17 protein-coding genes, 1 other RNA gene and 1 pseudogene are annotated in these 21,934 nt (G+C 34.2%); 9 read left to right on the plus strand and 10 right to left on the minus strand.

The window, feature by feature from the left end; translation table 11 throughout:
• Positions 1–53 precede the first annotated feature (53 nt).
• Entirely contained in the window at positions 54–485 is a 432-nt protein-coding gene (locus tag GXM16_RS06930; protein WP_163393668.1) for a response regulator, read from the minus strand.
• Positions 486–572: 87 nt separating this feature from the next.
• On the minus strand, positions 573–2,018 hold the full coding sequence (locus GXM16_RS06935; RefSeq protein WP_163393669.1) for an ATP-binding protein: 1,446 nt from the start codon (positions 2,016–2,018) through the stop codon (positions 573–575).
• 141 nt (positions 2,019–2,159) lie between these two features.
• Between GXM16_RS06935 and GXM16_RS06940 the strand changes: the two are divergent.
• From GXM16_RS06940 to GXM16_RS06955, 4 genes and pseudogenes are all read left to right on the plus strand, one after another.
• A pseudogene (locus GXM16_RS06940) lies at positions 2,160–3,054 on the plus strand (dienelactone hydrolase family protein).
• Between the two features lie 234 nt (positions 3,055–3,288).
• Positions 3,289–4,017, plus strand: a complete 729-nt coding sequence (locus tag GXM16_RS06945; RefSeq protein WP_163393670.1) for an LOG family protein — start codon at positions 3,289–3,291, stop codon at positions 4,015–4,017.
• A 283-nt stretch (positions 4,018–4,300) separates the two neighbouring features.
• Positions 4,301–7,051 (plus strand): gluzincin family metallopeptidase, encoded by a 2,751-nt coding sequence (locus GXM16_RS06950; RefSeq protein WP_163393701.1) that lies wholly within the window; start codon positions 4,301–4,303, stop codon positions 7,049–7,051.
• Positions 7,052–7,239: 188 nt separating this feature from the next.
• Positions 7,240–9,651, plus strand: coding sequence for an alpha-ketoacid dehydrogenase subunit alpha/beta (locus tag GXM16_RS06955; protein ID WP_163393671.1), 2,412 nt, complete (start codon positions 7,240–7,242; stop codon positions 9,649–9,651).
• A 223-nt stretch (positions 9,652–9,874) separates the two neighbouring features.
• On the opposite strand, the gene kdsB is transcribed toward GXM16_RS06955, so the two are convergent.
• The 4 genes from kdsB to GXM16_RS06975 form a co-directional block, all read right to left on the minus strand.
• On the minus strand, positions 9,875–10,609 hold the full coding sequence (gene kdsB / locus GXM16_RS06960) for a 3-deoxy-manno-octulosonate cytidylyltransferase (RefSeq protein WP_163393672.1): 735 nt from the start codon (positions 10,607–10,609) through the stop codon (positions 9,875–9,877).
• A 144-nt stretch (positions 10,610–10,753) separates the two neighbouring features.
• On the minus strand, positions 10,754–11,584 hold the full coding sequence (ygiD, locus tag GXM16_RS06965; RefSeq protein WP_163393673.1) for a 4,5-DOPA-extradiol-dioxygenase: 831 nt from the start codon (positions 11,582–11,584) through the stop codon (positions 10,754–10,756).
• Positions 11,585–11,670: 86 nt separating this feature from the next.
• Positions 11,671–13,080 (minus strand): ATP-dependent DNA helicase, encoded by a 1,410-nt coding sequence (locus GXM16_RS06970; RefSeq protein ID WP_163393674.1) that lies wholly within the window; start codon positions 13,078–13,080, stop codon positions 11,671–11,673.
• Between the two features lie 325 nt (positions 13,081–13,405).
• Complete coding sequence (locus GXM16_RS06975; RefSeq protein WP_188726532.1) at positions 13,406–15,754, minus strand: beta-galactosidase; 2,349 nt, start codon at positions 15,752–15,754, stop codon at positions 13,406–13,408.
• A gap of 653 nt (positions 15,755–16,407) precedes the next feature.
• On the opposite strand from GXM16_RS06975, the gene GXM16_RS06980 reads away from it, so the two are divergent.
• From GXM16_RS06980 to GXM16_RS06990, 3 genes are all read left to right on the plus strand, one after another.
• Positions 16,408–17,229: a DUF3822 family protein gene (locus tag GXM16_RS06980; protein ID WP_163393675.1), complete on the plus strand. Its 822-nt coding sequence runs from the start codon at positions 16,408–16,410 to the stop codon at positions 17,227–17,229.
• Positions 17,226–17,831 carry an RsmD family RNA methyltransferase gene (locus tag GXM16_RS06985; protein ID WP_163393676.1) on the plus strand — a complete coding sequence of 202 codons (606 nt, stop codon included), beginning with the start codon at positions 17,226–17,228 and terminating at the stop codon, positions 17,829–17,831. The genes GXM16_RS06980 and GXM16_RS06985 overlap by 4 nt, the downstream gene beginning before the upstream one ends.
• Positions 17,832–18,035: 204 nt before the next feature.
• Positions 18,036–18,230, plus strand: coding sequence for a hypothetical protein (locus GXM16_RS06990; protein WP_008467912.1), 195 nt, complete (start codon positions 18,036–18,038; stop codon positions 18,228–18,230).
• A gap of 101 nt (positions 18,231–18,331) precedes the next feature.
• Here GXM16_RS06990 and GXM16_RS06995 read toward each other — a convergent pair whose 3' ends face one another.
• A complete protein-coding gene (locus GXM16_RS06995) occupies positions 18,332–19,582 on the minus strand; it encodes a cation:dicarboxylate symporter family transporter (protein ID WP_163393677.1) in 1,251 nt (416 codons plus the stop codon).
• Between the two features lie 30 nt (positions 19,583–19,612).
• Positions 19,613–19,940: RNase P RNA component class A (gene rnpB, locus GXM16_RS07000), an RNA gene on the minus strand.
• A 124-nt stretch (positions 19,941–20,064) separates the two neighbouring features.
• Between rnpB and GXM16_RS07005 the strand changes: the two genes are divergently transcribed.
• Complete coding sequence (locus GXM16_RS07005) at positions 20,065–20,358, plus strand: SH3 domain-containing protein (protein ID WP_163393678.1); 294 nt, start codon at positions 20,065–20,067, stop codon at positions 20,356–20,358.
• 107 nt (positions 20,359–20,465) lie between these two features.
• On the opposite strand, the gene GXM16_RS07010 is transcribed toward GXM16_RS07005, so the two are convergent.
• Positions 20,466–20,837 (minus strand): LysM peptidoglycan-binding domain-containing protein, encoded by a 372-nt coding sequence (locus GXM16_RS07010; protein WP_163393679.1) that lies wholly within the window; start codon positions 20,835–20,837, stop codon positions 20,466–20,468.
• A 7-nt stretch (positions 20,838–20,844) separates the two neighbouring features.
• Positions 20,845–21,324: a BON domain-containing protein gene (locus GXM16_RS07015; protein ID WP_163393680.1), complete on the minus strand. Its 480-nt coding sequence runs from the start codon at positions 21,322–21,324 to the stop codon at positions 20,845–20,847.
• Between the two features lie 219 nt (positions 21,325–21,543).
• Here GXM16_RS07015 and GXM16_RS07020 point away from each other — a divergent pair, with 219 nt between their 5' ends.
• A complete protein-coding gene (locus GXM16_RS07020; protein ID WP_167519852.1) occupies positions 21,544–21,780 on the plus strand; it encodes a hypothetical protein in 237 nt (78 codons plus the stop codon).
• Positions 21,781–21,934 lie beyond the last annotated feature (154 nt).

Genomic DNA, 21,934 nt, shown 5'->3' on the forward strand with positions numbered 1-21,934 from the left:
TGCACTTTAAAATTCCAATTATAAACATCTAATTTAGCATTAAAAACAGGTATTTATATGTTTTCATCAAGTAATATTTTCCTTAAATGAAATTGTACAAAAGCCTCCATAGAATCCGGTCTTTTTGAATTATCGGTATAATTCAGAGGTTTGATAATATAACCTGATATTCCTAATTTTTCTGCCTCAAATCTGTCGTCAGCTTCAGAAGATGTTGTCATTATAAAAACTTTTAAATTCTTAAGTTTTTTGTCCTCTCTTATCTCTTTTAAAAATTCTATTCCATTCATTCTGGGCATGTTGATATCCAGGAGAATGACATCCGGAATCAATCCTGAATTTGTATCCCTAAGGATTTTTAAGGCTTCAATTCCATTATAAGCGGTATGAAGTACATACTCACTATCAATTTTTTTCAATGATCGCTCCACACTTATGATGTCGAGTTCATCATCTTCTATTAATAAGATTGTTGGTTTTTTCATACTTAATAAATTTGTTTTCAAAGAATCAGGAATATGTATTAGTTCCTTAAATTTATCATTTCCTGGCTAAGCCATCAGATTTTACTTTTAACTATTTCTCCATGTAAAGATAAATTCGGCACCTTCTCCTAATGTCGATTTTACAGTAATGGATTCTTGCTGATCATCTATTATTTTTTTTACAATTGCAAGGCCAACTCCTGTACTTTCCTGTTCATTCTGCTCCCGAAGTGTCTGAAATATTTCGAATATCTTTTGGTGGAATTCTACCGCAATACCAATCCCATTATCTTTCACTGAAAATTCATAAAAGTTAGGGAATATTTTGCATTTAATCTGAATTATTCCGCCCTCCTCTTTTGGAGTATATTTTACTGCATTACTGATTAAATTAGCAAAAACCTGTTCAAGCTTAATTCTTTCTGTAAATAAATCAGGGAGATGGTCAATTTCAAGACTAAATGACCTTGGAACAATAGAATCTGCAATCTCCTGAACCAGAGCATTTGTATTTATACTTTCGGGAGGCGTTTTAAGGTTCAGTCTGGCATAGTCCAGTAAACCATTAATAAGTGCCTCCATACGCTGTGTCTTTTGAGGTATAATCCTCAGATATCTTTTAATCTCCGGAGAAATTTCATTAGCATGATCTTCTTCAATCCATGTAATTACATTGTGAATTCCACGGATGGGAGCTTTCAAATCGTGAGAAACCACATAAGCAAATTTGTTGAGCTCGGCATTTCTGTTTTTTAGTTCATGAATGTTTTTATCCAATTTTTCAGACATCATATTTAAAGAAACAGCCAAAGCAGATAATTCATCGTTACCCGTATCCTTAACACTGGTGAAATTGCCTTTTGAAATATTTTCGGCAAGACTCACCATCGAACTGATTCTTTTAGTAGTAACTACCAAAATAAATGCTGTACTAAAAACCCCTACCACAATTGTTAAAGTAAGGAAAATGAATGAAAATGTATGAGCATTTTTTAAAGAAATCAGTAATCTGTCTGTATGTAGTTTTCTCCTTTTATATTCTATCTTGTCAAATCTTGAAAATTTGAGATTAATAGCATCATTTATTTTTTTTCCGACATGTCTTTTTAATGAAGTATCAAAAAGATTTTGATACGAATCAGGAAATTTTTCTCGCGAAATGATTAATTGAGCAGAATAACTCAGCCAGCTGTTATGCAGGCTGCTGATTGAATCTAATATTCTGCGCTGATTATTATTATTCCCAATTCTAAGCTGCTGCTCTTTGATCAGTTTTGGTACGCTATTACGTCCCTTAAAGTAAGAGTCTAAAAATGTCTCATCATTTGTCAGTAAATAGCCCCTAAAAGCACTCTGCATCTCAATAATGGCCTTGTGGGTTTTATTTGAATTTCGGATAATCTCTTCTGATCTGGCAAGAAACTGTGAATTTCGCTGTACTTTTTTAGACAGCATGTAATTAGTGTATGAATCTGCTACAGACAATAAAATTATCAGGGTAAATGCTAAAAGTATTTGATACGATAATTTCATTATTAAAAATTAAACATTCCTGCCAATATGGGCTTTTTCTAATTCAATAAAAATAATAAAAAAACATTCTTAAATCTATATTTTTTACTTTTATAGTGCTCAAATGTTATTTACTAAAATTACTCTCACAAATTAACTGTTATGCAAAAATTAACCAAAGAAGATATATCTCAGGAAGTGTTTGATTTATATGATGATTATGCCCATAATAAAATCGGGAGAAGACAATTTATAGAAAAATTATCTGTTTTTTGCTGTTGGAGCTATTACCCTTCCTTCTCTTTTAAGCTTTATAACACCCAATTATGCCGATAGCATTTTAATTCAGTCAACTGACCCAAGATTAAAAACGCAATACATAAGCTATGATTCACCAAAAGGCGGAGGCAGTATTAAAGGCCAATTGTCAAAGCCTGCTGAAATCAAAAAGAAATTACCCGGAATTATTGTCGTACATGAAAACAGGGGATTAAATCCTTATATAGAAGATGTTGGCAGGAGAGCCGCTATGGAAGGTTTCATTACACTCGCTCCCGATGCATTATCTCCATTAGGCGGATATCCCGGTAATGATGATTCCGGGCGCGAGCTTCAAAAAAAGCGCACACGGGAAGAAATGCTGGAGGACTTTATTGCTGCTTATTTATATCTAAAATCACACAAAGACTGCAACGGTCATGTAGGTGTTGTCGGATTTTGCTTTGGAGGATGGATTTCGAACATGATGGCGGTAAAAATACCTTCTTTATCTGCAGCGGTCCCGTATTACGGTGGACAGCCCACAAAAGAAGAAGCAAAAAAAATAAAGACTCCGCTCCTTTTGCATTATGCAGGTTTAGATAACCGGGTGAACGAAGGATGGCCCGCTTTTGAAGAAATACTTAATAAAAATAAAGTACAGCACACTGCCTGTTTTTATGAAGGGGTTAATCACGGTTTTCACAATAACACAACTCCAAGATATGATGAAGCAGCCGCAGCTTTATCATGGAAAAGAACTATTGATTTTTTTAAAGAAAAACTGATAAAAAAATAAATCAAAAACCATCGATTTATTTTCATAAAGCAATAAAAATAAAACAGTTAGAAAAACAGTTTTATTCTAATGGGAATAAATAATCTATTTTTATAACAATTTTCAAAAAAAGAGTTAATTTAGTGCAACAGCTTTGCCAATGTTTTCAAACATGTCAAAGCTGTTATTTTTCTGGTACAATAACATACAAATTTTTAACTTTTACAGCAAAATAATAAATTAATAATACACAGAATGAGATTAGAAGATTTTGACAATGATGAGGATAAAGTAATTCAGGATCGTTTGAAACAAAAAACGTGGAATGAAATCAGAACCAATGACAGTTGGGCAATTTTTAAAATCATGGCCGAATTTGTAAACGGATATGAAAGCATGGGGCGTATTGGTCCTTGTGTATCAATTTTCGGATCAGCCAGAACAAAACCCGAAGACAAATATTATTTACTGGCGGAAAAAATTGCTTATAAGATCAGCAAGGCCGGTTACGGTGTTATTACAGGCGGTGGTCCCGGAATTATGGAAGCAGGAAATAAAGGTGCACATTTAGGCGGAGGAACTTCTGTTGGTTTAAATATCGAACTGCCTTTTGAACAGCATTTTAATCCTTACATCGATCATGATAAAAACCTAAATTTCGATTACTTTTTTGTTAGAAAAGTAATGTTTGTAAAATATTCACAAGGCTTTGTAGTAATGCCCGGAGGATTTGGAACATTAGATGAAATGTTTGAAGCGATAACCCTCATTCAGACTAAAAAAATTGGAAAATTTCCTATTATATTAGTAGGTGTTGAATTTTGGTCAGGATTAATTGATTGGGTAAAAACGGTTTTGGTGGAAAAAATGCAGACAGTAAGCCCTGGTGATTTAGACCTATTCAAAATCGTAGATACTGAAGATGAAGTAGTTGATGTTCTGGATAAATTCTACAAGAAATATGATTTGAGTCCGAATTTCTAATATTTTCTTACATCATATAAGTACTATAAGTTCATTAAATTGACCCGCATAAAACTTACATTTTCTTATATTATTTATATATGGAATTACAAAAAATAAGAGCTGTCTTTTAAACAGCTTTTTTTTTATACTATTTTTACAATAAAACCAAAACAGCCATAAGCCCGTAACTTAAATTATTCACCTAAATTTTAAGCCAGCATTGAATCCATTTTTTAAAATCTTTCTTTTCGTTTTTGTTTTGATGTCCTCATTAAAACAATTCGCGCAGCATCAGTCTAAGATGGAGGTGGCGGTGAATCCTGAGCTTAAAACACTGCACGTAAAACAGGATATTACTTATTACAATGCTTCTAACGATTCTTTGGACTCCATTGTTTTAAATGACTGGAATAATGCTTTTTCTGATAAAAATACGCCCCTTGCTTTACGTTTTTCAGATGAATTTTATAAAGGCTTTCATTTGGCCAAACCCGAAGAACGGGGAAATACAACCATGATTGAGCTGACAGATAATCAATTTATGGCTTTGGAGTGGCAGAGAACCAATGAAAATCCGGATTTCGTTATAATTAAACTGAAAAATAAACTACCTCCTAACAGTAAAACTGATTTACATCTTACTTATATTGCTAAAATTCCGAGCGATAAATTTACTCGCTACGGCTATACCCAAAACGGTGGAATGAACCTGAGAAACTGGTTTTTGAGCCCTGCCCGTTTTGAAAATCATAGTTTTATAAAGTATCATAATTATAACCTTGATGATATTGCAAATGCTGCAACGGACTATGAATTACAAATTAAAGTTCCGAATCAGTACACCATTACCACAGATCTGGATTCAGTTTCAAAAGATTCTTCCTCTCCTGCCTTCAGTACCTATCTTTTTTCCGGAAGCAGCAGGACAGATTTTAATTTGTTTATTGAAAAGCAAAATACTTTCAACAGTTATAATAATGGAGAACTGGAAGTGCTTACAAATTTAAAAAACAAAAAACTCGGCGAGATACAAAAAGCAATAATTATCAACAGGGTAATCACTTTTGCTAATAATTTTATTGGAAAATACCCGCATAAAAAAATCACGGTATCCCAGGCAGATTATGATCGTAATCCTTTTTACGGACTGAATCAGCTGCCTTCGTTTATAAGTCCGTTTTCGGATGAATTCATGTTTGAAATTACCTTTTTAAAGACGTATTTAAATAATTACCTACAATACAGCCTGCGCCTCGATCCCCGAAAAGACAACTGGATTTATGACGGACTCCAGATTTATGCGATGATGAAATTCATGGAAGAAAACCACATGGATCAAAAGATGCTGGGCAGGCTTTCCAAAATGAAACTCTTTAAAAGCTATAATATTACCAATCTGACTTTTAATGAGCAATACAGCTATTATTATATGTTAATGGCTCGAAAAAACCTGGATCAGCCGTTGGGAGATCCAAAAAATACGCTCATTAAATTCAATGAGCAGATTGCGAGTAAATATCGTGCGGGCCTAAGCCTGAGTTATCTGGATGGTTATTTAAATCATAATATAGTTCCCGAAAGTGTTCAGGAATTCTATAGCCTAAACAAAACACAACAGGTAAACCGATATGATTTTGAAAAAATACTGACTCAAAAAAGCCCAAAAAAAATTGACTGGTTTTTTGAAACCATCATTGGTTCACGCGAAAGCATCGATTATAAGTTTGGAAATGTTTCCAGAACCAAAGACAGTATTCATTTTTCAATAAAGAATAAAACAAACATATTTGTTCCGGTTCCTGTTTACGGCCTTAAAAAAAACAACATTGTTTTTAAGCAATGGATTGAACCCCAAAGCAACGATTCTGTTTATGTTTTCGAAAGAAAAAACGCAGATAAAATTGTTTTGAATTATGATAATGAAGTTCCCGAGTACAATCAGCGAAATAACTGGAAATCGTTAAAAAGTCTGGTTATTACGAATCGGCCGATCAAATTTAATTTTGCAAAAGATTTAGAAGATCCATACTATAATCAGGTCTTATACGTCCCAACCCTTACCTATAATTACTATGACGGGTTTGCACCAGGTATGCGTTTTCATAACAAAACAATCTTAGACAAACCGTTTACTTTTGATATCAACCCTTCTTATTCCATTAAGGCAGGAACTTTTTCCAGTTCATCCGCTTTTTCGCTGAATCATTATTATCGTGACAGCAACCTTTACAATATAAGGTATTCTATAAGTCAGAATTATTTTCATTATGCACCCGATGCTACTTATTTCAGATTAAACCCAATGATTCAGTTTCGAATCCGGGAGGAAAATTTCAGGGACAACCGAAAACAATTTATTATTGCGCGTCAGGTAATTGTAAATAGGGAAGCAAGTGAGTATATAACTGATAATTCCAGTCCAAACTATTCTGTTTTTAATCTTAGGTATCTGAATACTAAAACCGAATTGATTAATCATTTTAGTTTCATGACCGATGTACAGTTTTCAGGTGATTTCGGAAAATTAGCCGGAGAAATTGAATACAGAAGACTATTTGAGAATAACCGTAAATTAAATTTGAGATTATTTATCGGCAGTTTTTTATACAATACAACAGATTCAGATTATTTCAGCTTTGGTTTAGACCGTCCAACTGATTATTTATTTGATTACAATTTTTACGGAAGATCTGAAAGTACTGGGTTCTTCAGCCAGCAATATGTTATTGCCGAAGGAGGATTCAAATCTATGATTGAGCCGAGATATGCCAATCAGTGGATGACTACTTTAAATGCAAGTTATTCTATTTGGAACTGGATTGAAGCTTACGGAGATCTTGGTTTTACTAAAAACAAAAATCAAAATGAACACTTTGTTTATGACAGCGGTATTCGTTTAAACCTAGTTCCTGACTATTTTGAAGTTTATTTCCCGGTATATTCCAACAATGGATGGGAAATTTCTCAATCCAATTATAACGAAAAAATCAGGTTTGTTATCACATTGTCTCCCAAAACATTAGTCAATCTTTTTACCCGAAAATGGTTTTAATTGTTCCTATTTTAAACAAAAACATGAATAATTATTAGTTTAATATTGTTTTTAATAGATATTACTCAAAAAAAATACGTAGTTTTTTGAGTTTAGCTACAAATAATTAAATTATATTTATTTTAATGAATTATGATTATTGGTAGATTTTGAGTAATTTCGCAACCTAAACATGACCCTTCCAGATTATGATTACAGAAAAAAGCAATACTACATTAACCTTCGAGGATTTTAGAACTGAAGTATTAAATGACTATAAAATTGCGGTTACCAGTCGGGAATGCAGTCTGTTAGGCCGAAAAGAAGTATTGACAGGAAAAGCCAAATTTGGAATATTTGGTGACGGAAAAGAAGTACCGCAGCTGGCTATGGCAAAAGCTTTTAAAGACGGAGATTTCCGTTCAGGATACTACCGTGACCAGACTTTTATGATGGCTATTGGTGAATTTACCCCTAAACAATTTTTCGCAGGACTATATGGTCATACCGATTTAGATTTTGATCCAATGTCAGCAGGAAGACAAATGGGTGGGCACTTTGTAACACACAGTTTAAACGAAGACGGCTCCTGGAAAGACTTAACAAAACAAAAAAATTCAAGCGCAGATATATCTCCTACAGCCGCACAAATGCCGAGATTACTTGGGTTAGCACAGGCTTCAAAAATTTACAGACATGTGGACGGAATCGAAATCAAAGACAAATTCTCTGTAAACGGAAATGAAGTTGCCTGGGGAACTATCGGTAACGCCAGTACTTCTGAAGGTTTGTTTTTTGAAACCATAAATGCTGCCGGAGTTTTACAGGTTCCGATGGTAATGAGTGTCTGGGATGACGAATACGGAATTTCTGTACACGCTAAACATCAGACGACCAAAGAAAATATCTCTGAAATCTTAAAAGGATACCAGCGTGATGAAGATTCTGAAGGCTATGAAATTTTAAGGGTAAAAGGCTGGGATTATGCTGAACTGGTTTCTACTTATGAAAGAGCCGGTGCCATTGCGCGTGAGCATCATATTCCGGTTTTAATTCACGTAAACGAACTGACTCAGCCTCAAGGTCACTCTACTTCCGGATCACATGAGCGTTATAAAAATGGAGAAAGACTTGGTTGGGAAAAAAATTACGACTGTATCCGTCAAATGCGTTTATGGATGATTGCCATCAATATTGCATCTCCTGAAGAACTGGACGAAATGGAATCCTTAATAAAAAACGAAGTTCTTGAAGCCAAAAAAGAAGCCTGGAACCTCTTCATTAATCCAATTATTGAAGATCAAAAAAATCTTTTGGTTTTATTAGAGCAAATTTCAGCTGCCAGTATCAACCACAAGGATAAAATCCAGAAATATATCTCTGAGCTAAAAGCAATAAAAGCGCCTTTGAAAAAAGAAATGCTGGTTATTGCCCGCAAAATATTACGTTTTATTGAAGTCCCAAACAGCAAATTGTTACTGTCAGAATGGATTACCAATTATATCGCAATTACACAGGAAAAATTTAGCAGCAACCAGCATTCAGAATCTGCACAGAATGTTTTTTCAGTTGAAAAAGTTCTTCCTGAATACAATGAAAATGCGAAACCCGATTTAGACGGAAGAATGATTCTTCGTGACAACTTCGATGTATTATTTTCTAAATATCCTGAACTTTTGATTTTTGGTGAAGATGTAGGAAATATTGGCGATGTAAACCAGGGGCTTGAAGGTATGCAGGAAAAATACGGCGAACTTCGTGTTGCCGATGTTGGAATTCGTGAAGCGACTATTATTGGTCAGGGAATCGGAATGGCATTGAGAGGTTTACGACCAATTGCCGAGATTCAGTATCTGGACTATTTATTGTATGCGATCCAGATTATGAGTGATGATTTGGCAACGCTGCAATACAGAACAGTAGGAAAACAAAAAGCGCCTTTAATTATCAGAACCCGCGGACACCGTTTAGAAGGTATTTGGCACTCCGGTTCTCCAATGGGAATGATTATCAACTCTATTCGTGGCATTCATGTTTTAGTACCAAGAAATATGACGCAGGCTGCAGGATTTTACAACACACTTTTAGAGTGCGACGAACCGGCATTAGTAATCGAATGTTTGAATGGTTACCGCTTAAAAGAAAAAACACCTTTGAATTTTGGTGAATTCAAAACACCAATTGGTGTAGTTGAAACATTAAAAGAAGGTTCAGATATTACACTTGTCTCCTACGGATCAACATTAAGACTGGTAGAACAAGCAGCTAAAGAATTACTGGAATTAGGAATTGATTGTGAAGTAATTGACATTCAGTCATTGCTTCCGTTTGATGTGAACAAGGATATTGTAAAAAGTATCGCCAAAACAAATCGTCTGTTGGTAATTGACGAAGATGTTCCTGGTGGAGCCTCAGCTTTTATTTTACAACAAATCCTCGAAGATCAGGATGCGTATAAATATCTGGACAGCAAGCCACAGACACTTGCGGCAAAAGCTCACAGACCTGCTTACGGAACTGATGGTGACTATTTCTCGAAACCTTCTGCCGAAGATATTTTTGAGAAAGTTTATGAGATGATGCACGAAGTCAATCCGGCTAAATTCCCAAGTTTATACTAAAGTTTAGAATATTTTAGATGTAAAAAAAGCTCCAATTGGAGCTTTTTACTTTTCTCAAAGTCTGTCATTTCGACGCAGGAGAAATCACTGAGGGAGAACACTTAATTATTATTGTTTTAATTGTGGAGCTTCTTGTGTGATTTCTCCTGCGTCGAAATGACAAGATTGAGGATAATGCTACTTTTAAAAACCTTTACAAAGTTCTGCGTTTCATTATCGATATTTAAAGATCTTTCAGCATAGCCCTCGCCTTTTCCAAATCCTCAGCTGTATCAATCCCAATTCCAACATGGGTTGTTTCAACCATTTTAATTTTTTTTCCGAATTCCAAATAACGAAGCTGTTCCAGTTTTTCAGAAGCTTCAAGGGATTTCATTGGGAGGCTGTGAAAGTCTAATAAAGCCTGTTTTCTAAAAGCATAAATTCCTATATGCTGAAAATAACGCACACCTGCATCCTTATCTCTCGGGTACGGAATTACAGAACGTGAAAAATACAAAGCAAACTGCGACTGATCAACTACAACTTTCACATGATTTGGGTTATTGATTTCGTCTTCATCAGTGATTTCACGCATTAACGAAGCCAGATCAATCTTTTTTTCTACATCATTTTTAAAAACAGACAAAACCTGTTCTAAAGGTCCCGCTTCTGTAAAAGGCTCATCACCCTGAACATTCACCACAATATCAACATCAAGATTTGCCACAGCTTCTGCAATCCGGTCACTTCCCGACTCATGTTCTTTAATACTCATAATGGCTTTGCCGCCATTCGAAACAATTTCATTATATATTAAATCAGAATCGGTTACAACAAATACATCATCAAATAAATTTGTGGCAACAGAGGCTTCATATGTTCTTAAAATTATCGTTTTACCTCCAAGGTCCTGCATCAGTTTTGCGGGGAAACGTGTTGATGCATATCGCGCCGGAATTACAGCTATTATTTTCATTTTTATGTCATTGCGAGGAACTAAGCATCTCGTCCTCAAATTATTATAGTTTTTATTTTCGAATCTATTTGAATCTATTTATGACTTTGTGAAGTATTTATTCCACTGAGATTCACAAGGATTTCACAAAGACACACAAATATATTACATAATTTTTACTGATGTCATACTCAAAGATCCGGCCAGCAATTTATCATTAAACAAACTCAGTTCTTCTGATTCTTCCTTTAGACCTAAAGTATACAATAAAGGCAAATAATGATCCGGAGTTGGAATCGCTAACTGAACTGCTTTATTCATTTTTTCAAAATCAATCAAAGGCTGAAAATTACCATCCAACAGATAATTATTAACCGTTTCTCTTGCTTCAATTGCCCAGTCATAGCCGTAATTATCTTTATCAAAATTCCTAAAATCAACCAAACGCAGGTTGTGAACAATATTTCCGCTTCCGATAATCAGAACACCTTTGTAACGAAGGGAATGCAGTTTTTTTGCCAATTCAAAATGGGAGTGTCCCGATTTGGTATAATCAATACTCAGCTGAATAACCGGAACATCTGCATTGGGATATAGATGTTTGATTACACTCCAGGCGCCATGATCTAAACCCCAGTGTTCGTCTAAATCAACTATAACCGGATCTAAGATTTTTTGGGTTTCCAGAGCCAGTTCGGGACTTCCCTTTGCGGGATACTGCACATCAAAAAGTGCCTGTGGAAAACCTCCAAAATCATGAATCGTCCTGGGCATCTGCATTGAAGTGACTTTGGTTCCTTTCGTAAACCAATGTGCCGAAATACATAAAATTGCATTCGGCTGCGGCAAGGTTTTAGCGAGATTGCGAAACCCGGTCACAAATTGATTTTCTTCAATGGCATTCATTGGGCTGCCGTGCCCTAAAAACAAAACCGGCATTTTATCGGTATTCGAAAACGTAGACGAAATCGAATGTAAGTCGTTTAGTGTTGTCATGGTAAATAAATTTAAAAACAAATTGCACAGATTTTCACTAATCTTAACCTAAAATCAATTCGTGTTAATTTGTGAAATTAGTGTTTTTATTCCTCAAAACTGTCATCTTTAAATCCAATCAAATATAGCTTATTTTTAGCACGTGTCATAGCAGTATAAAGCCATCTGATGTAGTCGCGATCGATTCCGTTTGGTAAATAAGGCTGTTCAATAAAAACGGTATTCCACTGCCCTCCCTGCGATTTATGACAGGTTATTGCGTAAGAGAATTTAACTTGTAAACCGTTGAAATATTCATTTTCTTTTACTTTTTGAAATCTTTTATATTTGGTTGGCTCGTCTTCATAATCTTTCATGACTTCTTCATACAAACGATTTGATTCTTCATACGTTAGAGAAGGTGATTCACTTTTAATCGTATCCAAAAGTAAAACCGTTTCAAAAGGTTTCTGATCCGGATAATCGACCATTCTGATTTTGACTTTCGCAAAAGTAAATCCGTATAATTCTTTGATTCCGAATAGTTCCAAAATCTCAATAATATCTCCGTTGGCAATAAATCCGGCTTCATCGGTTTCATTTAGCCAGAAGTAATTATTCTTTACCACCATCAGAAAATCCCCAACCGAAAGTTCGCTTTCCTTAAACAATATCCGGGTCCGGATTTGCTCATTGTACTGATTGGCGCGTTTATTCGAACGCACAATAAAAGCAGTATCTTCAATGCTGTAATTGCTGTAAGCTGTATTAATTGCATCCTGTATATCGTAACCATCGGTCAGGCGAACAATATCTTTGAATTTTTTTACATTAAACCTGAATTCAGTTATAAACGATTCTTTCAATAGTTCACGTAATTCGGTAGCATTATATAGAATCCCGGATTTTTCTTCCTGTCGCATTACTTCATCCAGTTCTATATGTTCTATTTCTTTATCGTAATGTACACCCAGGGTATGTGTATCGAGTGCCGGGCTAATATCTAAATTTACCGGAGGCAGCTGTGCCGTGTCTCCCAAAAGAATCATTTTGCAGTTGGTTCCGGAATACACATAATTAATCAAATCGTCTAAAAGAGAACCACTATCCAGCGTACTGTCTGAAATCATCGAAGCCTCATCGACTATGAAAATGGTGTTTTTATGTTTATTGACCTGTCTCGTAAAAGCAACCCCTCCTCCAGCCGATTTCTTGGGAAAATATATTTTTTTATGAATTGTGAAAGCTGGCGTATTTGAATAATTAGCAATTACTTTTGCCGCACGGCCGGTTGGCGCCAGCAAAACAAACTTCTTATTAATATCCCCAAGATTATTTACAATGGTCGAAATCACAGTTGTTTTACCCGTTCCTGCATACCCTTTTAATACAAAAATAGTTCGGTTGTCTGGCTCGGTTAAAAAAATAGCGATTTTCTGAAAAAAAATATCCTGTTTGTAAGTTGGGACAAAAGGGAATCTTTTTTGCAGAACGCCATAAAATAATGCTGAATTCATAAGGTAAAATTGAGGAGCAAAGTTCGGTTTTTTTAATGGTAAAAGTCAATAACAATTTCAAAAATCAATGGGAATGCAATTTTTGATGCGTTTGTGTTTGAATTAAAAAATATACAATGCCTAAATTTGAATTATAACACCAATAGCCTATATTTTAATATGCTTTTATCAACACTGAAATAATACATCTGAATGAATTTATCAAAGAAATATTTCAATATTTTCGGGCCAGGAAAATATGTCTCATTTTAAATAACATCCATTTATACTTCTTAAATAAGATGGTCTTTTAAATTAAAAATATTGTGAAAATTATTTAGAATATTTATTTTTTAATGACGAATAAATCAGGTTTTATATAGAAACGATATGATTTTACATTCCCATTTGTACTTTTATCAGTACGCGGCAAATATCTGAAACCTTTAATTTTTACATTATCCTCCATGTTTACAACTACATGGTGCGGATGAGGGGTTTTTGATACCGTCCAGGCTGTTGACCAAAAAGTAGATTCCTGCTGATCGAATATTTTTTCAGCAGAATAATTTCCAACTGAAACCTCTTCGCTATCTGCATATACTATTTTCCATTTTGAGCGATTAATTGACACGCCATCAGTACCAATTAGTTCAAGTTCAGCAATACTACTGCTTTGATCTTTTAGATTTTGTGAATCTAACGCCTCAAAACAAAAATACTGACCTTGTAATTCTTTTTCAAAAATTACTTCTTTCCATCCCTGACCGCTACTTAGTGCTCCTTCATTTGAAGGGATTTCAGCAGATAAATCCAGAGTTTCTCCTTTTTTACGATGCAAAAGTGATTCGTCAATTACAATTTTATCTAAAACCGGAATAGTAACACCTGAAATTTGAGATTCTTTTGGAACTTCTAGATCAAGGATAATGACTTCATTTTTTCCTTTTTTCAACCAGCATCCCGGCATAAACAAGGTTTGCTGCGGACCGATTTTCCAATATCGGCCAATATTATATCCATTTATCCAAACCATTCCTTTGCCCCAGGTACTCATATCAATATAAGAGTCACCAACAACATTCAAATTAAAAGTAGCATGATACCAGCCTGGTCCATTGATTTTTTCTTTTTTGAATTTCATTTTTTTCTGAAAATCATGATCAACCGGAAAATTAAAAACTTCCCAGTTTTTCAGATTCGCAGTAACAGTACCTGCCAATATTTCAACTCTTTCAGTAATACCTTTTCGGTCAATAATGGTTTTTCCATAATTAACACGACCATTCGCCTCTACTAAAATATCTAAAACATCACCCTTTTTTACAGCAGGCATTTCAATTGTATTTTCATCTTTACGACGATCAAGATTACCAACAAGTTTACCATTGACATAAATAAGTGCCCAATCGTGTAAATCGGTAATTTTTAATTTAAAAGCAGATTTACTTTCCGGTAATTTAGTTCGATACAAAATTCGTCCCCAACCCTGATCAAAGAATTCCATTGGTTTTATGTCTATCGCATTACTAGCTTTTGGAAGATTCTCAAAAAGCGATGCGGATTTATTAAAAGTAATTTTTGGAATTGCAATTACTGGATAATTTGCTGGTGGTTCCGGAATTGTTTCTCCCGGATTCAGATAGTTTTTCATCAAATCACGAACAGCATAAAACTTGTCCGTTGGCTGTCCTGCCTCATTTATTGGGGCATTATAATCATAAGAAGCAACCATCGAACCAAAAGGAGGTGCATTGGCTCCACCCCATTGACCAAACGATGTACCTCCATGTGCCATATACAAACTAAATGAAATGTTACGATCCAGCATGTCTTTCAAACTGCCTATGAAACTGCTTATCGAACGGGTTTCATGCGCACGTCCCCAGTAATCGAACCAGCCCGTCCAGTATTCGCTGCACATTAACGGTGCTTTTGGGTAAATTTCCTGATATTTTTCAAACTGTTTTTCAATATTTGAACCTGCACCAAAATTTAATGCTGTATATACACCTTCTACATCATATTTAAAGAAGTTTGAACTCCAGTCACAACGGAACAACTGCACTGTATCAAATCCTGAACTACGAACGGCATCTCGAACTTTTGACATATAATTCACATCATTGCCAAAAACGCCATATTCATTTTCGACCTGAACCATAATAATATTTCCTCCATTTTGAATTTGGTACGGAGCTAATTGTTTGCCTACTTCTTTCAGATATTTAGCAGAACGTTCCATAAAATAAGAGTCATTGGCTGTACGAACCTGCAGGTCATTTTTTTTCAACAACCACCAAGGCAAACCACCCATATCCCATTCTGCACAGGCATAGGGTCCAGGCCGAACAATACAATACATCCCGTTTTTTTGAACGAGTCTGACAAATTCAGCTACGTCTTTTTGTCCGGTAAAATCGAATTGATCCGGTTGCTGTTCATGGAAATTCCAGAATAGATAAATACAAATTGTATTCATTCCCATAGCTTTACACATCTGTATGCGATGTTCCCAATATTCACGGGGAATTCTCGGGAAGTGTAATTCGCCTGCACGTACTAAAAACGGCTTTCCGTTTAGCAGGAAAGTTTTTTCTCCGGCTTCAAATGTTCCGGATTTATTAAAAGTTTGTGCCTGAGTTACCAGAGTCATAAATAATACAATAGCACGAATTAATTTTGATATTCTCATGAGTTTATAATATTCCGTTATTTTAATCTTTTTTAAAACATTATATAGTTAAAAACAATTTACTTCTTTCCTTTTTTAAAATTTATATTTTTGCTTAATTTTTTTTTATAGAAGTAAAATTTCATTTTTCACATATAAATAAAACTGCATGCTAAAATAGGATATTCAGCATGCAGTTTTATTTTTTTAATTAATCTTTTTAGTTTTCATCAGATGGCTTTTCTTATTGTAGCCAGAATTCCTCCATCTTTTAGTCGTCTTTTTTATAAATATTTTTAATCCAGGATTTAGAAAAACAGAAAGCAAGTTGAGGAAGCAGTATTATTACTTATGTTAAATACAGTAAATTAGTGAGTTAAAAAAAGGTGAATAGTTATATTTATAATTATTTAACACATTGATAAACAGCTATAATATATTTATTTATCGGCAATTTATAAATTTAAATTTAAGCCTGATATTAGAATAACTTTAAATATAATTCCCTTTTTAATTGAAATTGTTTTTTTTTAACTACTATTAATTTTTGAAATTATCATTTTCACTACTCTTTTCAACATTGAAATTGCCATTGATTTTTGATATTGATTTTGTAAGTTTGTGATCGAATAAAATTCTTTCAAATACTACAGTAAGGAATTGTAAATCATATTATGGCATTTCAAAACACTAATATTACCTCTAAACTTTATAAAAAACTTTCTATTCAGGTTTCGCTGACGGGATTTTCTTTTTGTTGTTTCGACACACTGAATAATATTATTACAACTTTTAATGAAGTTCAATTTGATACTTCAAAAAAAACAATAAAAATAGAAGACTTTTATGCAGAAGCTTTTAAAAAATATCCGGAACTGAAAGCTTCTTATGACGAGATTATGGTCATCCATAATAACAATCTTTCCACTTTTGTTCCTGATGCCCTTTTTGATGAGGATTACCTAGGAAGCTATTTGCAATACACTACAAAAGTTTTTGAAACTGATTTTTTTACCTACGATAAAATTTCAAATTACGAAATGAATGCTGTATATATCCCCTATATAAACATCAATAATTTCCTAATTGACAATGTCGGGTCCTTTGATTATAAACATGTCAATAGTATTTTGGTTGAAAAAATCCTGGAGGCCTCAAAAAATAATGATGATAAAAAAATGATCGTGAATTTCAATCCCGCTCACTTTGAGCTTATTGTTGTTCAGAATCAAAAACTATTGTTTTTTAATTCTTTTGAATATCAGACTCCTGAAGATTTTATTTATTACCTGCTTTTTACTGCCGAACAATTGAGTTTGAATCCGGAAATTTTTCCGCTTGAATTTCTTGGTACAATTAGCAGAAAAGATCCGTTTTATGCTATTGCTTATAAGTATATCCGCAATGTATCCTTTCTGGATGTAAGCCCTTTACAGCAAAAAAACAGCTTCTCAACTGCCGAAAATCAAAAACATTATATCTTATTTCAATCATGAGAATCATTTCTGGAAAATACAAAGGACGCCGCATTTTTCCGCCAAAAAACCTTCCTGTAAGACCTACAACTGACATGAGCAAAGAAGCATTATTTAATGTTTTGAATAATCATTTTAATTTTGACGGCTTAAAAGTTTTAGATTTATTTGCAGGAACTGGCAATATCAGTTATGAATTCGCTTCACGCGGAAGTGCTCCCATTACCTCTGTTGACGGTGACTTTGGCTGTGTGAAATTCATCAAACAGATTGCTGCAGAATATGATTTTAATATTGCAGCCACTAAAAGTGATGTTTTTAAATATCTAGATAATTGTAAAACTTCATACGATATTGTTTTTGCTGATCCGCCTTATGGTTTAGATCAGACAGTTTTTGAAAAAATTGTTTTGACGGTTTTCGAAAGAGACTTACTTTCTGAAGACGGCATGATGATTATCGAACATTCAAAATACACCAAACTGGATCATTTAAGCAATTTTTCATTCCAGAAAAGTTATGGAGGTTCTTACTTTAGTTTTTTCGAATTGAACTCAACAGATGATGATGATGAACTTTCTGGCGATTTATCGGTAAAAGCAACGGAAGATGACGAAGGATAACTTCTTTTTTGAATTACACAAAAAATCTCTGAATTCTAAGCTTCAGAGATTTTTTGTTTTTATCGCTTCCTTTTAATTCTGATAACAACTGAAATTATTAAAAATGTAATCCGCTGTAAATCATATAAAATCCGAATATAATTATATAACAGGATTTAATGAAGGTAAAGATAATTTTGTGATGAACCAATAAACATCACAATCATGAACTTAAAGAGATTTTTTGGAGGATTACTTACCATTCTTGGTATTGTAGGCTTAATCTATACAGCAGTTATATTTGCCGGCACATCAGGCGAAACAAGAGATATTAAATCACTGATTATCTACGGAATACTAGGAATTGTGTTTTTCATGTCGGGAATTAGTTTAGTACGCACAACCAAAGACGAATCCTAGATTTTAATACCACTTTCTAAATACCACATTTTAAGTTACAAAGCGCTTAAGCAGATACGACCGTATAAAGCTTAGCGCTTTGTGTATTTATAACAAAAGCCTTATTTTTCCTGTAGAGGATTTAGGTTCAATTCTGTAAAATCTCTTTCTGTTTTCGAAATGATAATTGTTGCCACCGTATTTCCAATCAAATTGGTAATTGCCCTTGCTTCACTCATAAATTTATCAACTCCCAGCAAAAATGCCAGACCTTCAACCGGAATCTTATGCAGTACCGTTAAAGTTGAAGCCAGAACAATAAATCCGCTTCCTGTAACTCCCGCCGCACCTTTTGAGGTAATCATCAGAATTCCGATCACTGTCAGGATTTCAAAGAAACTCAAATGCACATCATACAACTGCGCGAGAAAAATAACCGACATCGAAAGATAAATCGATGTTCCGTCGAGGTTAAAAGAATAACCCGTAGGAATCACCAATCCTACAACCGATTTACTGCAGCCCATTTGTTCCAGTTTTATCATTATGCTTGGCAAAGCCGCTTCAGAAGAGGAAGTTCCAAGAACCAGTAAAAGTTCTTCTTTAATATATTTGAGAATCGACAGAATATTGATTTTGTAGTATTTCAAAAGACTTCCGAGAATCAAAAACACAAATAAAGCCATCGTAAGATACACGCACAGCATCAATTTCCCAAGCGGAATTAAAGTTTCTAAACCAAATTTACCTGTTGTGTAAGCCATTCCTCCAAAAGCACCAAGAGGTGCCAGATACATCACATATTTTAATCCGGTAAAAACGACATTTGAAAAACGTTCCAAAACCAAAATTGTCTGTTCTCTCTTTTGATAAAAATTCAACGCAATACCACAAACAATAGCAGCTAAAAGAACCTGCAGCGTAAAATTCGAAAAGAAAAACTGCAGCCACGAAAAATTTTCTGCCGCATGATTGGTGTATTTACTCGCATCCTGCAAAGCCAAACCCGATTTATCAATTTTGCCGGGCTGAAACAAATAAGCAACTACTACTCCAATAGCCAAAGCAACTGTTGAAACCACTTCAAAATAAGCGAGAGCTTTTACACCTATTCGCCCTACTTTCTTCAGGTTTCCCATTCCGGAAATTCCCAAAACAATCGTTAAAAATATAATCGGGCCAATAAAAAGTTTGATGATATCGACAAAAGTTTCTCCCACAATTTTCATTTTTACACCATTATCAGGAGAAAAATGTCCGAGTAAAATCCCTGTGACAATGGCAATTAAAACCCAAAAAGTAAGGTTGGTAACTACAGAGTGAAAAAGTGTTTTCTTAGTTTTTGAAGAAGAATTGGATGTATTTATATTCATGAAAATGAGTTAGAACTTTCACAAATATATAAAAAATGCAGACCTGTAAGCCGGATTCTGTTCTTGTCCCGCCGAAACGAAACAATACCTTATCATTTATCTAGATTCCGAATTACTCCGGAACTCAAGCTACCTACCCTTCAGCAACGAACGAGAAGCCCTTAAATGCTGATATACTTGGTATTTCACCGCATAGAGTTTACCTGGTTTCACTACAGCATTACCTGTACATACTTTCTGTTGCACTTGTCCTTGCCTTATTGCTAAGACCGACGGGGGTTACCCGCTATGCTTCTCTGTGGTGTCCGGACTTTCCTCCCTTCCAATAAATTGAAACGACGATAAGGCGGTCTGCGGGGCAAAAGTACTACTTTATCACCTAAGAAGCTAAAATATAAATTTCAGATTTCCTTACATTTTCTTAACCTATTAATTTCAAATTGGTTATCTTTAAGATTCTATAATTTTAAATTCAGTTTATTATGAAAAGAATGTATCATTACGCAACTGTTTCAAAAGCTTTAGATCAATTAAATGAAAAAGGATTTACATGTGATTTTAATCGAAATGCAGACGCGATTAAAAAAAATCCTGAGAAATTTGAAATTGTTCATGTGTATCGATACGAGGGGGAATCAGACCCGGGCGATGAGGCAGTTGTATACGGAATTAAGTCTATTAATGGCAAAAAAGGGGTTTATGTAGCCGGTTTCTCAGCCGACTCAGATCAGGAAACTGCCAAATTTTTATTTGATTTAAGTATTAGGGGAAGGTAAAATTTTTAAAATTCCAACTGTGAAACTTAGACAAAATAAAATTCCAAATTCCAATACTACAGCTGTAACATTGGAATTTGGAATTTTTTTATTGAATTTTTTCAATTTTATAATGTTGGTATTTTGAGTTTCCAGCCTGGCTGAATAAGGTCCGGATTTGAAATAATATCTTTATTAGCTTCAAAAATGTCCTGCCAGGAAACACCGTATGATTTTGCAATTTTAGAAAGCGAATCACCATTTTCAACAGTATATTCCCTTAAAACTCCCTGTGTAACTTCGATGTTCATTACTACATCCCCTGTTCTGTAATCGGGATCTATTTTATTGTACGTATCCCAAAGTTTGTCTTTATCGGCAGCTGACTTAGCTTTGCCATCAATATATAATACGCTGTTTTGTTCTCTTACCTGCAAGTCATCTACTCCTAAATCGGCAGCCAGATTAATTAATTCGCTGTATTTTTCCTGTAAGCCCATAACGATATTATTTAATTATTAGTTTGTTATCGACTTTTTGAGGTTTTAATTCCTGTATGCTTTGGATCAAAGGCTGCAATTGGCTTCTTTTAATTTCTCCTGAAAGCGTAACTACACCACCCACAACTGTTGCACTAACACCTTCATAAGATTTGATCACTTTACCAACCGATTTATCTAAATCAGCATCCGAATTGATAATGACAGCTGCAGCAGCAGGTTCTACATTAGGCTCCGGAATCTGGCAATTATTCACTACTGATTTCACTCCTTTAACTGCTTTAACAGAACGCTCAATATTTTTCTTAAAAGCTTCGTCATTGCATGTACCGACAATCGTAGCAACACCTTCATGAACCGTAACCTGGATTTCAGGTGTATCAGCTAATTTTGCATTAATTTCTTTTTGAATATCTGCATCTTTAGGCGTGCAGGCCAGTAATGAAAGAGCAAGACTCATTCCTAATACAATTGATTTGAATTTCATAATACTATTTTTTAATAATTAACAACTTAAAATTAAACCGATTGAGTTGTAAAAAATTATAAGATAATTTGGGGTTAGTTATATTTTTCCCAGTTATTATCAGATTCTTAATATTGAAATTTTAATACAAAAAATCTTCAATTAATTCTATAAAGGATTGCCATAATAATATAACGCGTTTGTTTCTAAGGAAATGTATTTTTATAAAAAATTAAAATTATGAAACATCAATTAAAACCTTCAATATTAGTAGAAACTCCCTTGGGAACAGGTCAGGCCATTTTTCTTATCGATTACGGAATGCACCAGAATACGTGTTGGGTTGTAGCTTTGCAAGAAAATGGAGTTATCAAGCATTTTGACTGTAACGACGTCATCCTTTCTACAAATTACACGTATGGTATGAATCTTAGAAAAAATAATTTTGAAGATCAAAAAAAGACGGTTAGCAAGTAATTATAAACAGTTTTTACAAGATGAATAATAATAAATTACTGATATTAAGTTTAGATAAATCACGTTATATTCTGACATTCAAAACACTTAAAATCTTTCAATTTTTAAATTTTTAAATCATTAAATTATACGCTATATTTGCTATCGAATAAAA

This window comes from Flavobacterium limi, assembly GCF_010645075.1.
In the GTDB taxonomy this organism is placed as follows: Bacteria; Bacteroidota; Bacteroidia; order Flavobacteriales; family Flavobacteriaceae; genus Flavobacterium; species Flavobacterium limi.